General features: G+C 67.2%; 11 protein-coding genes. 7 read left to right on the plus strand and 4 right to left on the minus strand.

Annotated elements, in window-relative coordinates; genetic code table 11:
* Positions 1-4 precede the first annotated feature (4 nt).
* From rnpA to AC5P53_RS19135, 5 genes are all read left to right on the plus strand, one after another.
* Positions 5-499 carry a ribonuclease P protein component gene (gene rnpA, locus AC5P53_RS19115; protein WP_080053031.1) on the plus strand — a complete coding sequence of 165 codons (495 nt, stop codon included), beginning with the start codon at positions 5-7 and terminating at the stop codon, positions 497-499.
* Positions 499-2214: a membrane protein insertase YidC gene (gene yidC, locus AC5P53_RS19120; protein WP_014648955.1), complete on the plus strand. Its 1716-nt coding sequence runs from the start codon at positions 499-501 to the stop codon at positions 2212-2214. Before rnpA ends, yidC begins: the two co-directional genes overlap by 1 nt.
* 115 nt (positions 2215-2329) lie before the next feature.
* Positions 2330-5002, plus strand: a complete 2673-nt coding sequence (locus AC5P53_RS19125; RefSeq protein WP_495227484.1) for a polysaccharide deacetylase family protein — start codon at positions 2330-2332, stop codon at positions 5000-5002.
* A gap of 3 nt (positions 5003-5005) precedes the next feature.
* Complete coding sequence (gene mnmE, locus AC5P53_RS19130; RefSeq protein WP_169411746.1) at positions 5006-6355, plus strand: tRNA uridine-5-carboxymethylaminomethyl(34) synthesis GTPase MnmE; 1350 nt, start codon at positions 5006-5008, stop codon at positions 6353-6355.
* 137 nt (positions 6356-6492) lie between these two features.
* Positions 6493-7599 (plus strand): glycerophosphodiester phosphodiesterase, encoded by a 1107-nt coding sequence (locus AC5P53_RS19135; RefSeq protein ID WP_197605461.1) that lies wholly within the window; start codon positions 6493-6495, stop codon positions 7597-7599.
* 153 nt (positions 7600-7752) lie between these two features.
* Here AC5P53_RS19135 and AC5P53_RS19140 read toward each other — a convergent pair whose 3' ends face one another.
* The gene (locus AC5P53_RS19140) at positions 7753-8523 is read right to left on the minus strand and encodes a rhomboid family intramembrane serine protease (protein ID WP_032958447.1); all 771 of its coding nucleotides are present in this window, start codon (positions 8521-8523) and stop codon (positions 7753-7755) included.
* Positions 8524-8629: 106 nt separating this feature from the next.
* On the minus strand, positions 8630-9592 hold the full coding sequence (locus tag AC5P53_RS19145; protein WP_014648950.1) for a TerC family protein: 963 nt from the start codon (positions 9590-9592) through the stop codon (positions 8630-8632).
* A 386-nt stretch (positions 9593-9978) separates the two neighbouring features.
* Here AC5P53_RS19145 and AC5P53_RS19150 point away from each other — a divergent pair, with 386 nt between their 5' ends.
* Entirely contained in the window at positions 9979-11148 is a 1170-nt protein-coding gene (locus AC5P53_RS19150) for a class I SAM-dependent rRNA methyltransferase (RefSeq protein WP_014648949.1), read from the plus strand.
* Between the two features lie 135 nt (positions 11149-11283).
* A complete protein-coding gene (locus AC5P53_RS19155) occupies positions 11284-12525 on the plus strand; it encodes a dipeptidase (protein ID WP_197556953.1) in 1242 nt (413 codons plus the stop codon).
* An 82-nt stretch (positions 12526-12607) separates the two neighbouring features.
* Here AC5P53_RS19155 and AC5P53_RS19160 read toward each other — a convergent pair whose 3' ends face one another.
* Both AC5P53_RS19160 and AC5P53_RS19165 read right to left on the minus strand, forming a co-directional pair.
* Positions 12608-14035: an amino acid permease gene (locus AC5P53_RS19160; protein ID WP_495227485.1), complete on the minus strand. Its 1428-nt coding sequence runs from the start codon at positions 14033-14035 to the stop codon at positions 12608-12610.
* Positions 14036-14210: 175 nt separating this feature from the next.
* Entirely contained in the window at positions 14211-15206 is a 996-nt protein-coding gene (locus AC5P53_RS19165) for an aldo/keto reductase (RefSeq protein ID WP_126411549.1), read from the minus strand.
* Positions 15207-15217 lie beyond the last annotated feature (11 nt).

The following is a 15217-nucleotide window of genomic DNA, read 5'->3' on the forward strand; positions in this document are numbered from 1 at the left end:
TGCCATGCCGCACCCTGCGGCAGACGCAATCCCTTCGACAGTGAATACTGCAGACCCGCGCAAGCGATTCCCTCGCTCTGCGCGGGTTCGCACGCGTGCCGAATATTCAACGGTCTTCAACGGCGCCCGCCGTGTGTCCGATCCGCTGATGACCCTGCACTGGCTGCCGGCTGACCGGCCGGCCAGGCTGGGTCTGGCGGTTTCCCGCAAGGTTGATCCGAACGCCGTGGGGCGTAACCGGATCAAGCGCGTCCTGCGCGACATCCTGCGTCAGACACGTACCGAAATCCAGCCAGGCGACTTCGTCGTCGTGGCGCGTAGTGCTGCGCGTTCCGCCAGCAACGACGAGATCCGCCAGGCCTTCCTGCGCCTGCTGCGTCGCCTGCGTGCATTGCCCGCGCCGGGCGTGGACGGCACAATGCCGCCGCCTGATGGCATCGCAACTCCTTCTTTGACCGAGCCGGCATCGCGTCCCGGCCCCGCCGAGCCTGTCCGCTGATGAACCAGACCCGCGTATTCCTCATTTTTGCCTGGCTGATGGTGGCCGTGCTGCTGTGGATGGAGTGGAGCCGTGAAAAGGCTGCTCCGACCCCGGCACCGACGACCACGTCGGCCCCGGCTGCTGCACAGAGTGTTCCGGGCGCGACCCCGGGCAGCATCCCCAGCGCGCAGGTCCCGGGTGCGCCGGGCCAGGCCGCTGTGCAGGCCCAGGCCAGCGCCACCCCGGCCAGCCAGCGCGTGACCGTCACCACCGACGTGCTGCGCCTGGTACTGGACGGCGGCCGTGTGCTGGATGCCGAGCTGCTGCAGTTCCCGCAGACCAAGGACGAAGGCAGCCCGCCGGTTCGCCTGCTGACCGAAGACCCCGCGCATCCGTACAGCGCGATCAGCGGCTGGGCCAGCGAAGACAAGAACACCCCGGTCCCCGGCGCTGACGGCTTCAAGCTGGTCGGTGATACCAAGGACTTCGTGCTGGCCAAGGGCCAGAACGAACTGCAGATCCCGTTCGTGTGGACCGCCGACAACGGCGTGACCATCAAGCGCACCCTGACCGTCTCGCGCAACGAGTACGCCGTGCGCTTCAAGGACGAAGTCAGCAATGCCGGCGCCGCACCGTGGAACGGCTACGTCTACCGCACTCTGGACCGCACCCCGACCATCCTGTCGCGGAGCATGACCAACCCGGATTCGTTCAGCTTCAACGGCGCCACCTGGTACGACAACGACAAGAAGTACCAGCGTCGTGCGTTCAAGGATTACCTGGACGACGGCGCACTGAACCAGAACATCACCGGCGGCTGGCTGGCGATGCTGCAGCATCACTTCTTCACCGCCTGGATCCCGCAGAAGGACCAGACCGCGCACTACGTGCTGTCGCAGGTGGCCGGTCGTGACCTGATTGAAGCGCGTGGCCCGGCCTTCACCGTGGCCCCGGGCCAGTCCACCAGCACCGAGGCCCGCCTGTGGGTCGGCCCGAAGCTGGTCAACCTGATCGCCAAGGAAGACGTGCCGGGCCTGGACCGCGTGGTCGACTACAGCCGCTTCTCGATGATGGCGGTGATCGGCCAGGGCCTGTTCTGGGTGCTGAACCAGGTGCACAAGCTGGTCGGCAACTGGGGCTGGGCGATCGTCGGCCTGGTGGTGCTGCTGAAGCTGGTGCTGTACCCGCTGTCGGCGACCCAGTACAAGAGCGGTGCCAAGATGCGCCGCTTCCAGCCGCGCATCGCGCAGCTGAAGGAACGCTATGGCGATGACCGCCAGAAGTTCCAGACCGCGATGATGGAGCTGTACAAGAAGGAAAAGATCAATCCGATGGGCGGCTGCCTGCCGATCCTCATCCAGATGCCGATCTTCTTCGCCCTGTACTGGGTGCTGGTGGAATCGGTCGAACTGCGCCAGGCGCCCTGGTTCGGCTGGATCCAGGACCTGACCGCACGCGACCCGTACTTCATCCTGCCGGTCATCAACGTGGCAGTGATGTGGTTCACCCAGAAGCTGACCCCGGCACCGGGCATGGACCCGATGCAGCAGAAGATGATGCAGTTCATGCCGCTGGTGTTCGGCGTCATGATGGCCTTCATGCCGTCCGGCCTGGTCCTGTACTGGGTGGTCAACGGTGGCCTGGGCCTGCTGCAGCAGTGGTGGATGACCAAGCGCCATGGCGGCGAGCCGGTTGCGGCCACCACCGCTCCGGCCCCGGTCAAGAAGAAGTAATCGGTAGAGCCGGCCGCTGGCCGGCTGACCCCAGCAAAAGCCCGCCGCAAGGCGGGCTTTTCGCATGCGGCGGTAGAATCGCCGGCACACCGTTCCTCCCACCTTCGAGTCCGCCATGCCGCGTGCGTCGTCGTTCCGCCTGTTCCTGCCCTCGCTGTTGTTGACCCTGGTTGTTGCCGGCTGCGGCGACAAGGACGCGAAGGCGCCGGCGACCACCGTCACCCAGCCAAGCGCGCAGGCCGCGGCCGCCGCCGATCCGGCCGCCGCGCCGTTGCTGGCGGCGCTGCAGAAGCAGCTCGACGGCTACCGCCGGATCATCGTGCTGCTGGCAGACGAGGAACAGCAATCGGCCGCCGACCGCGGCACCTCCACGCGTGTGGGCCAGCAGCTGTTCCACGATGGCCTGGAACAGCGCACGGCGATCGCCGCGCAGTTCGACACCCTGCTGCGCGGCTCCAGCCCGCAGCGCTTCGCCACCCTCGGCACCGTGCTGGACTACATCGAGTCGGCGCCGGAACTGTTCGACGCCGACCGCCTGGCCTTCCGCGAAGTGCTGCGTGATCTGCATGAGCGGGTCGGCACTGATTCGTCGCTGCCGGCGGTGAAGCTGCACCAGCGCATCGGCGAGGACCTGGAGGCACTTGACGAGATCGAGCGAAACTACAACCAGGAACTGACCCGCATCTTCAGCCGCTTCGAGCGCACCCGTGCCATCGAGCTGAAGCGTGAGAAGTGGGACGACTACATCGCCCACCTGCACAAGGACTACAGCCGCGAAGCGATCCTGCGCGACTACGGCGTGATCGAGCCCTACCCGATGTCGATGAAGGACAGCGACCGCGAGATCTTCGGCCGCGACCTGCCGGCCAAGACCGTGGTGCTGACCTTCGACGATGGCCCGCACAAGGCCTATACCGATGAAGTGGTGGCCATCCTCAAGCGCTACGACGTGCCGGGCGTGTTCTTTGAAGTGGGCCGCAACCTTGGCAAGGTCGAGGCCGATGGCAAGGTCAGCCTCGGCCCGATGGCGAAGATCAGCCGCAACCTGATGGAAGAGGGCTATGCGGTCGGCAACCACAGCCTGACCCACGCCCAGCTGTCGCGCACCACCGGTGACGCGCTGCGCCAGCAGGTGCTCGACACCGACACGCTGCTGAAGGATGTCGACAGCAAGCGCGCGCCGCTGTTCCGTTTCCCGTATGGCGCGCGCAATGCCGAAGGCCTGCAGCTGCTCAACGAGGCCGGGCTGAAGTCGATCATGTGGAACATCGACTCGATGGACTGGGCCGACCCGGTACCGGAATCGATCGTGCAGCGCGTGCTAGACCAGGTGAACAAGGAACAGCGCGGCATCATCCTGTTCCACGACATCCACGATCGTGCGGTGAAGGCGCTGCCGCAGATCCTCGACCGGCTGATCGCCGATGGTTACCAGTTCGCCGGCTGGAACGGCCGTGACTTCACTGTCGCCCGTGCGCGCAAGGGTGAAGCCGGTGCCGCCACGGTCACCATCGGCTACGAGAAGTCCTGGGCGATCGTGGTCGGCATCGACAACTATGCCAAGTGGCCGAAGCTGGAGTACGCCAGCCACGACGCGCAGGCGGTGGCCGATACCCTGACCGGGCAGTTCGGCTTCCCGTCCTCGCAGGTGATCGTGCTGAAGAACGAGCAGGCGACCCGCAACAACATCCTCGCGGCCTTCCACGATCGCCTGGCCGATGACCGCACCGGCAAGAACGACCGCGTGTTCGTGTTCTTCGCCGGCCATGGCGCGACCCGCCAGCTCGCTTCCGGGCGCGACCTGGGCTACATCATTCCGGTCGATTCGGACCCGAAGGAATTCGCCACCGACGCCATCGCGATGACCGACATCCAGAACATTGCCGAGAGCATGCAGGCCAAGCATGTGATGTTCGTGATGGATGCCTGCTACAGCGGCCTGGGCCTGACCCGCGGTGGCCCGTCGTCGTCGTCGTTCCTGCGCGAGAACGCGCGTCGCAGCGCGCGGCAGATGCTGACCGCCGGTGGTGCCGACCAGCAGGTGGCCGATGCTGGCCCCAACGGCCACTCGGTGTTCACCTGGGTGCTGTTGCAGGCGCTGGCCGGCAAGGGCGACCTCAACGGCGACGGCCTGATCACCGGTACCGAGCTGGCCGCCTACGTGGCGCCGGCCGTATCGGCGGTCTCGCACCAGACCCCGGCCTTCGGCAGCCTGCCCGGTTCGCAGGGCGGCGAGTTCGTGTTCCAGGTGCCGGACAGCCAGGAATTCCTCAACGCCGATACGCGCCAGCTGACCGCCGATGCGATCGCGCTGAACAACAAGGTGGATGCGGCCAGCGAGGCGAAGGGCAGCCAGGCGCCGGTGACGGTGGCCGACCTGCAGGGTGGCAAGGCCAAGCTGGTGGTGCCCACCGCTGGCCCGGCGTCCGACCGCCAGCGCGCGCAGCAGGCCAACGACCGCGGCCTGCAGCTGTACCGCGAGAAGCAGTACGACGAGGCAGCCGCGCAGTTCGCCGAAGCGCTGAAGCTGCGTCCTGATTTCGCCCAGGCCGCCAACAACCTCGGCTTCGTCTACTACCGCCAGCAGCGCTATGCAGAAGCCGCGCGCTGGCTGGAGAACACGCTGAAGATCGACCCGTCGCGCGCGGTGGCCCATCTGAACCTGGGCGATGCCTACTTCAACGCCGGCGACAAGGCCAAGGCGAAGCAGGCCTACACCACCTACCTGGCGCTGCAGCCGCAGGGCAGCGGCGCGGCCCAGGCGCGCGCGCAGCTGGAGAAGCTCTGAGCCATGAACGACGCGATCCGCACCGACACCATCGTGGCCATCGCCAGCGCCACCGGCGCCGGCGGTGTCGGCCTGTTGCGCCTGTCCGGTCCGCGCGCTGCGGCGATTGCCAATGCACTGGGGGCGCCTGCACTGCGCCCGCGCCACGCGCACTACGCGCGCCTGCGTGATGCCGACGGCGAGGTCATCGACGATGGCATCGTGCTGTGGTTCCCGGCACCGAACAGTTTCACCGGCGAAGAGGTGGTGGAACTGCAGGGCCATGGCAGCCCGGTGCTGCTGCAGCAGCTGGTCGCGCGCTGCATCGCGCTCGGTGCGCGCCAGGCGCGGCCGGGTGAGTTCAGCGAACGGGCGTTCCTCAACGGCAAGCTGGACCTGGCCCAGGCCGAGGCCATCGCCGACCTGATCGCCGCGGGCGACAACCGTGCCGCACGCGCGGCGCGTCGTTCACTGGATGGCGTGTTCTCGCGCCGCATCGATGCGGTGGTCGAGCAGCTGGTGATGCTGCGCATCCACGTGGAAGCGGCCATCGACTTCGCCGACGAACCGCTGGATACCCTCGGCGGCGCGCAGGTGCGGCGTGGGCTGGAACAGGCGCGCAGCGATCTGGCCATTCTGCGCCGCGATGCCGAACGCGGCCGTCGCCTGCGCGATGGCCTGCACGCGGTGCTGATCGGTCCGCCGAATGCGGGCAAGAGTTCACTGCTCAACGCGCTGGCCGGCAGCGAACGCGCCATCGTCACCGACATCGCCGGCACCACCCGCGACACCCTGCGCGAAACCATCCGCCTGGACGGGCTGGAGCTGACCCTGGTCGACACCGCCGGCCTGCGCGACGGCGGCGACGCCATCGAACGCGAAGGCATGCGCCGCGCCCACGTGGAAATCGAGCGCACCGACCTGGCGCTGATCGTGCTGGATGCGCGCGATCCGGCGGCCGGTGAAGCGGCGCTGGGCGAGGCCGTGGCGGCGGTACCGCACAAGCTCTACATCCACAACAAGTCGGATCTGCTGGCGGCGCTGCCGTCGCTGGCTGATCCGGATCGGGTGTTCGTTTCGGCCGCCACCGGCGCCGGGCTCGACGATCTGCATGCGCGCCTGCGTTCGATTGCTTCGGCCGGTGCCGGTGAGCAGGTGGACGGCGAGTTCTCCGCGCGCACGCGCCACGTGGATGCGATTGAACGCGCGCAGGAACATGCGCAGCGCGCCGATGGCGAGCTGGCGCACGAGCACCTGGAGCTGGCCGCCGAGGAACTGCGGCTGGCCCACGATGCGCTGGGTGAGATCACCGGGCAGATGAGTGCCGATGATCTGCTGGGGAGGATCTTCTCCAGTTTCTGCATCGGCAAGTAACTGTAGAGCCGAGCCCATGCTCGGCTGTTCTGCCCGTCAGCCGAGCATGGGCTCGGCTCTACAGGGACTGGCTTCCCCCACCTGTCACATTGCCGCCGCATACTGACGCCCATCACATACCGCTTGGGGAAGTCGCAGTGAAGTCGTGGGGTTGTGCGTTGCTGTTGTCGCTGGCCGTGGCACCATCGGTGGCCATGAGTGCTGAATCCTCCACCCCGGCCGTGCCCAAGGTGTCGGTCTACGGCCATCGCGGGGCAAGCGCACTGCTGCCCGAGCACACCCTGGCCTCGTATGCGCAGGCCATCGCCGATGGCGCCGACTACATCGAACCGGACCTGGTGATGACCCGGGACGGGGTGATGGTGGCCCGCCACGAGAACGAGATCGGCGGCACCACCGACGTCGCCTCGCATCCGGAGTTCGCCAGCCGCCGCACCCGCAAGGTGATCGATGGGCAGCAGGTCGAGGGCTGGTTCACCGAGGACTTCACCCTGGCCGAGCTGAAGACCCTGTACGCCCGTGAGCGCCTGCCGGAACTGCGCAGCACCGCCTACGACGGCCAGTTCCGCATCGCCAGCCTGGACGAGATCCTGGCCTTCCTGGTGCAGCAGGCCGGGCGCGCCAACCGTGGCATCGGCCTCGTGCCGGAGATCAAGCACCCGACCTATTTCCAGTCCATCGGCCTGCCGATGGAAGACAAGCTGCTGGCCGCACTGCGTGGCAACGCGTACACCAATGTCGGCCCGGTCACGATCCAGTCATTCGAGACTGCCAACCTGCGCTACCTGCATGGCAAGATCGGCCGGGGCAGCAACATCCGCCTGCTGCAGCTGCTGTGGAAGGGCGATACCCAGCCGGCCGACATCGCCAAGGCCGGCGGCACGCTGACCTACGCACAGATGATGACCCCGGCCGGGCTGAAGGACATCGCCGCCTACGCCGATGGCATCGGCCCCGAGCTGCGCTCGATCATTCCGCTGGATGCCAAGGGCGCGCTGGGTACGCCGACCTCGCTGGTACATGATGCGCACGCGGCCGGCCTGATGGTGATTCCGTACACCTTCCGCCCGGAGAACCATTTCCAGCCCAGCAACCTGCGCAAGGGCGCCGACAACGCGCGCAACGTCGAAGGCTCGATCGCCGAGATGCGCGCCTACCTGGCGACCGGCATCGATGCCTTCTTCACCGATGATCCGGCGCTGGGCCGGCAGGCGGTGGATGGGATGGGCACAGCGGGGAACTGAGCGATCAACGCGCCGGGCATGGCCCGGCGCTACCCGGGGGCCGGTGTGCTCTGGTAGGTGCCAACCTTGGTTGGCACGCAACAACCGCGCCGACCAAGGTCGGCCACTACCGGTTCATGAGGTTGCCGGCCAGCGGCCGGCACGACCGTCCCCTCAACCGCGCGGCTCGTCCGGCCGGCGGAACGGGATCACCACGTAGTCCTGGCCCTCGCGCGGCTGCCACAGCACCGGCACGCGCTGCGGTGACGGCGGCTCCAGCTCGTCGTCGGCCAGCGGCTCGGCCTCGTCTTCTTCGTCTTCCCAGCTGTAGCGCTGGCGCGGCGGCAGCGGATCGGCGTTGCGGAACAGCAGCGCGGCGATGATGCCGGCGAAGGCGCCGCCCATGTGCGACTGCCAGGACACGCCATCGGCATGCGGCAGGATGGTCATCAGCATGCCGCCATAGAACAGCATGCCGATCAGGCCGGTGGCGATTGCCGCACGGTCGCGGCGCAGCAGGCCGAGGCTGGCCAGCAGGAACATCAGGCCATGGGTCACGCCACTGGCACCCAGGTGCACGCTGCCCGGATTGCCCAGCATCCACGCGCCGAGGCCTGAACCCAGCCACAGCAGGGGCAGGGCGCGCACGGTGGCTTTGGGATACACACTGCCGGCCAGGGTGCCGAGGATCAGGATGGCGATGCTGTTGGCGGCGATGTGCTCGACCGAGGCATGCAGCATCGGGCCGCCGATCAGGCCGAGCAGGCCCTTGGCTTCCAGTGGCGCAACCGCCCACGGTCGCCAGTCGAACGTGCCCTGCAGGGCGAACACGGCCACCAGCACCAGCACGGCCGCCAGGCTGACATTGAACGCCCGCAGGATGCGCGAGCGGTCATTGCGGGGGGCCGGCACGTCGCCGGCGGGCAGGGGCGTGTTGTTGTCCATACCTCAGCAATGGCGGTGGCTGGCGCGAAACCAAGGCCACTGTTGCGGGAGAGTGGGTGCGGCCGGCGGGACAATCCCGCCGGCCGCGCCTTCCGACCGCTCAGGCTCAGGCGTGGCCCGAGCCTTCCTTCGGCGGGTACTTCAGGCTCAGCACCACGGTGGCGGCGATGATCACCGCGACCACGCCCAGCGACACCGGGGTCGGGATCTTGAACAGGTCGATGATCATCATCTTGATGCCGATGAAGGCCAACACCAGCGCCAGGCCGTACGGCAGCAGGTGGAAGCGGTCGGCCATGCCGGCCAGCAGGAAGAACATCGCACGCAGGCCCAGCACCGCGAACACGTTGGAGGTGAGCACGATGAACGGGTCGGTGGTGATCGCGAAGATCGCCGGGATGCTGTCCACGGCGAAGATCACGTCGGTGACCGCGATCAGGATCAGCACCGCGAACAGCGGGGTGAACCAGCGCACGCCATCGCGCTTCACGCTCAGCGCATTGCCGGCGTAGTCCGGCAGCAGGCGCAGGTGCTTGCGCATCCAGCGCAGGGCGGGGTTGGTTTCCAGATCCGGTTCCTGGCCGGCGGCGAACCACATCTTCCAGCCGGTGAACAGCAGGAAGGCACCGAACACGTAGAGCAGCCAATGGAACTGGCTGATCAGCACGCTGCCGGCGAAGATCATGATCGTACGCAGCACGATCGCACCCAGGATGCCGATGATCAGCACCTTCTGGCGCTGCTCCTCCGGTACTGCGAAGTAGCTCATGATCATCAGGAACACAAAGATGTTGTCGACCGCCAGCGCCTTCTCGACCAGGTAGCCGGTCAGGAATTCGAGGCCGACCTTGTTGGCCACCACCTGGCCGGCGGTCTCATTCAGGTAGTACCAGAGGCCAGCGTTGAACAGCAGGGCCAGCGCGACCCAGCCGATCGACCACCACAGGGCTTCCTTGAAGGTGACCTTGTGCGGTCCACCATGGCGCATCAACACGAGGTCGACCAGCAGGGCGATGACCACCACCGCTGCGAAGCCGCCCCACAACCACACGTTACCGATCGTCTGCATTGGGAATGTCCGTTGGAAAGATGAATGCCAGGCCGGACGGCGAGGATCTGCAACGGAGGATCGGGAGGGGGATCCAGGGACAGAGCTTCGCCAGTACGGCGAAGGTCTCGCTCGCAGTTCCAGTCGGCTGGAACTGCCGTTGCACCGGAGCCTGCGGGCTCGAAATGACGGCGACAACGTCTGGGAGCTACTCCCCTTCTGGCGCCGATTCTGCCGTCTGGCTGGGCCGACGTCAAATGGGGGACGAGGGGTCGGATCCCCGTAGGGGCTCTGACCCCATTCCCGAGCCCGTTCCGGCCTGGTGGGTGCCAACCTTGGTTGGCACGCCGGCGGGGGTCAGAGCCCCTTCGGGGATCTGACCCCCGCGCCCGGTTTACAATGGGTGGATGAATACCCCCCTTCCGATTGTCCGCCTCAAGAATGCGTGGCGCTCCAGCCACCCGTGGATCTTCCAGAAACTGGTCGAGAAGCCGACCGTCCGGCCCAAGCCCGGTTCCATCGTCGACGTGGTCGGCATTGATGGCGAGTTCGTTGGCCGCGGGTTCTACAACGGGCATTCGCGTATTGCCGTGCGCATCCTTGAGACCGACCAGAACGTGCCGGTGGATGCCGGCTGGTTCTCGCGCAAGATTGCCCAGGCGGTGTCGCTGCGCCGTGAGGTGCTCAAGCTCGACGCGGTCTCCGACGCCTGGCGCGTGGTGCACAGCGAAGGCGACGGCCTGTCCGGCCTGGTGGTGGATCGCTACGGCGACCTGGTGGTGGTCGAATTCTTCGCCGCCGGCATGTTCCGCCACCGCGAGTGGATCTACGACGCCCTGCGCGAGCAGTTCCCGGGTTGCCGCTTCCACAGCTTCGCCGATGAGCACGTGCAGAAACAGGAAAGCTTCGATTTCCACGGCAATACCACCACCGAAGCGTCGGTGATCACCGAGTACGGCATCAAGTTCCGCGCCGACCCGGCAGGTGCGCACAAGACCGGCTTCTTCGCCGACCAGCGCGAGAACCGCGAGTGGCTGAGCCAGCAGGTGGAAGGCAAGCGCGTGCTGGATCTGTGCTGCAACACCGGCGGTTTTGCGGTGTACGCGGCGGCGCGAGGCGCCTCGGAAGTGGTCGGCATCGACATCGATGAAGACGTCATCCAGATCGCCAAGGGCAATTCGCGCCTGAACAACGTGCGCCCGAAGTTCGTCCAGTCCGACATCTTCCCGTGGCTGCGTGATGCGGCCAATCGTGGCGAGCAGTACGACGTGGTGATCCTGGACCCGGCGAAGATGACCCGCGACCGCGACCAGGTCATCACTGCGCTGAAGAAGTACCTGGACATGAACAAGCTGGCGCTGGGCGTGGTCAAGCCGGGCGGCCTGTTCGCCACGTTCTCCTGCACCGGCCTGGTGGCCGAGGACCAGTTCCTCGACATGCTGCGCCGCGCGGCGTATTTCTCCGGCCGCACGATCCAGATCCTGAAGGTGGCCGGCGCCGGTCCGGACCACCCGTTCATGGCCCACGTGCAGGAATCGCGTTACCTGAAGGCCGTGTTCTGCCGCGTGGTGGACTGACCGCGTCACTGCCGATCTCTGTAGAGCCGAGCCCACGCTCGGATGATCTGTCTGGCAGCCGAGCATGGGCTCGGCTCTACAAAAAGGCCGGGTGCAGCGCTATGGTCGGGCTCTTCCCATTGCCGGTGAGAGCCCATGCCATCGTTGCGCCACCTGTCCGTCGTGCTCGCCGTGGCGCTGTGCGCGCCGCTTTCGGCTCACGCCATCGAGTTCAGCGCCGAGGAACTGGCCCGTGCCAAGGCGCTGCAGCAGCGCCTGGTCACGCTCGACAGCCACCTGGATACGCCGGCAAATTTCGGCCGGACCGGCTTCGACATCGAGCAGCGCCACGACCGCAACGCGCTTTCGCAGGTGGACTACCCGCGCATGGTCGAAGGTGCGCTCGATGGTGGTTTCTGGGCGATCTACACCGACCAGGGCGATCGCAGCGCAGCGGCCCACCTGGCCGAGCGTGACCACGGCCTGCAGCGACTGCTGGAAATCCGCGAGATGCTGGCGGCCAATCCCGCGCGCTTCGCGCTGGCACTGACCGCCGATGATGCTGCGCGGATCAAGGCCGCCGGCAAGCGCGTGGTCTACATCAGCATGGAAAACGCCAGCCCGCTGGTGGAAGACCCGAGCCTGCTCTCGTTCTACCATCGCGCCGGCCTGCGCCTGCTCAGCACCGTGCACTTCGCCAACAACGAGTTCGCCGATTCGGCCACCGACCCCAAGGGCGCGGAGTGGAAGGGCCTGAGCCCGGCCGGCAAGGAGCTGGTGCGGCAGGCAGTGAAGCTGGGCATCGTGATCGACCAGTCGCATGCCTCGGACGCGGTGTTCGACGACCTGCTGGCGATGATGCCGGTGCCCTTCGTGCTGTCGCACAGCTCGGCCAAGGCGGTGTACGACCACCCGCGCAATCTTGATGACGCGCGGCTGCGCAAGCTGGCCAAGGCCGGCGGCGTGATCCAGGTGAACGCCTATGGCGGCTACCTGATCGACACGGCGAAGACACCCGAGCGCAAGCAGGCCGAAGAAGCGCTGAGCAGGCAGCTGGGCGGCTGGGAAGGCATGGGCATCGAGCAGGGCGTGGCCCTGCTGAAAGCCGAACAGGCACTGGACCATGAACACCCCGTGCGGCATGCCAGCCTGGACGACTTCTTCGCCCACTTCGAGCACATCCTCAAGGTGGTCGGCCCCGAGCACGTGGGTATCGGCCTGGACTGGGATGGCGGCGGCGGCCTGAGTGACCTGCCCGATGTCAGCCAGCTGCCGAAGATCACCGCCTGGCTGCTGCGCAAGGGCTATACCGAGCAGCAGATTGCCGGCATCTGGGGCGGCAACCTGCTGCGGGTGATGCGCCAGGCGCAGGATTACGCCGCAAAGCAGGGCGGTTGACCGCCCTGCGGTGGTGCCGGCCGCTGGCCGGCACAACAGGATACGAGTTGCCGGCCAGCGGCCGGCACCACCGGCGAGCCGGTTATTTCGCGATCAGTGCGTGGCGGCGGCTGTACAGGAAGTACAGCACCAGGCCGGCCACGTTCCACAGCAGGAAGTACAGCTGGGTGCTGTGCGGCAGGCTGAGGAACAGGTAGATGCAGCCCAGCGCGGCCAGCGGGCCGACCACGAAAGCAGCCGGCGTACGGAAGCTGCGCTCGCGGTTCGGTTCGCGCAGGCGCAGCACCACCAGGCAGACGCCCACTGCAGTGAACGCGGCCAGGGTACCGGCATTGGCCAGCGCGGCGATCTCGTCCAGGCGGGCCACGCCGGCCAGCGCCGACACCACCACCGCAGTGAACAGCGTGGTCGCCACCGGCGTGCCGGTACGCGCGTTGACCTTGGACAGGCCACGCGGCAGCAGGCCGTCGCGGCTCATCACGAAGAAGATGCGGCTCTGGCCGTACAGGAAGGCCAGCAGCACGGTCGGCAGCGCGATGATCGCAATCACGCCGATCACCATCGCCGCTGTCGGATGGCCCAGCTGGCGCATGATCAGCGCCAGCGGCTCGGCGCTGTGCCCGAACACGGCGTAGCTCATCGCACCCACTGCGGCCAGCGCCACCAGCACGTAGACAATGGTGCAGCCGATCATCGAACCGATGATGCCGATCGACAGGTCACGGCCCGGGTTCTTGGTCTCCTCCGCAGCAGTGGAGATCGCATCGAAGCCGTAGAAGGCGAAGAAGATGATCGCCGCTGCCGCCATCACGCCGTGCTCGACGCCATCGGGGCCCATCGACTTGGCAAAGCCATACGGCATGAACGGCTGCAGGTTGGCGCTGTCGAACGCAGGCAGGGCCACGGCCACGAAGATCGCCAGCGCGATCAGCTTGAACACCACCAGGATGGCATTGAGCGTGGCGCTTTCCTTGGTCCCGGCCATCAGCATGCCGGCCACCAGCCAGGTGATGATGATCGCCGGCAGGTTGATCATGCCGCCTTCCACGTGCGGGCCGGCTGCCAGCCAGGCCGGCAGGTGCACGTTCCAGCCGAACTGGGTGTGGACCCATTCGAGGAAGCCGACGAAGTAGCCGGACCAGCCCACCGCCACCGTACTCACCACCAGCGAGTACTCCAGGATCAGGCTCCAGCCCACCACCCAGGCGAACACCTCGCCCAGCGCACTGTAACTGTAGGTGTAGGCGCTGCCGGCGGGCGGCATCATCGTCGACAGCTCGGCATAGGACAGCGCCGCACAGGCGCAGACCGCACCGGCGATGGCGAAGGAGATCAGCACGGCCGGGCCGGCCAGGTTGGCACCGACGCCGATCAGCGTGTAGATGCCGGTGCCGACGATGGCACCGATGCCCAGTGCGATCAGGTGCGGCCAGCTGAGCGTCGGGATCAGGCGCCTGCCGGCTTCGTGGACGGTGACGGAATCTAGGGACTTGCGCCGGAACAGGGACATGCAGGCCTCGGAAGGGGTGACTAAGAACGACAAGTTCCCGAGTGTGACCGAACGCAGCGCAGCATTACCACTGACGGGGGTCATGCATGGCGGGGCACGCGCTGCGCCCCGGCCAGGCTGCCGGAATCGGCATAATCCGGCGGCAGCCACCGGTGTACGTTCGTCCCGGCCCCCGCTAGGACTCGATGTTGGCCATGCCGCTGTCCGAATAGCGTTCGCCGGCCGCGGCATGCAGCGGGAAGGCCGCATCCAATGCGTCCAGCGTGGCCGCATCCAGTTCCACCTGCAGTGCAGCGAGGTTCTCGTCCAGCCGTGCCCGCCGCGTCGTGCCCGGGATCGGCACGATGTGCCCGCCGCGCGACAGCACCCAGGCCAGCGCCAGCTGCGAGGCAGCGATGCCGCGCTCGGCGGCCAGCGCCTGCACGGTGTCCACCAATGCCAGGTTGCGCTGGAAGTTTTCGCCTTCGAAGCGGGGCGAGGTGCGCCGGTAATCGTCGGCGTCGAAGTCGTCCGGGCTGCGGATGGCGCCGGTCAGGAAGCCACGGCCCAGCGGCGAATACGGCACGAAGCCGATGCCCAGCTCCGCCGTGGTGGCCAGCACTCCGTTCTGCTCCGGCTCGCGCGACCACAGCGAGTACTCGCTCTGCACCGCCGTGATCGGGTGCACCGCATGGGCGCGGCGGAGGGTGGCCGCCGAGGCCTCGGACAGGCCCAGCCAGCGCACCTTGCCCTGTTCCACCAGGCGTGCCATGGCACCCACGGTGTCCTCGATCGGCACGGTCGGGTCGACGCGGTGCTGGTAGTACAGGTCGATGTGGTCCACGCCCAGGCGACGCAGGCTGGCCTCGCAGGCGGCCTGCACATAGTCCGGGTGGCCGTTGATCTGCCGCGCCTTCGGGTCAGCCGGGTCCAGGCCGATGCCGAACTTGCTGGCCAGGAACACCTGGTTGCGGCGGCCGGCAATCGCGCGACCGACCAGCACCTCGTTGGTGTGCGGGCCATACACATCGGCGGTGTCGAGCAGGGTCACGCCACGGTCCAGCGCGTGCCGGATGACGGCAATGCCGTCATCGTCACTGCCGCGGCCGCCGTAATACGCGCTCATGCCCATGCACCCCAGGCCGAGGGCGGACACGGTGGGGCCGGCGGGGCCGAGAGTACGGGTCTTCATGTGGATCTCCT

Source organism: Stenotrophomonas sp. YJH_SMC_82 (assembly GCF_059368875.1).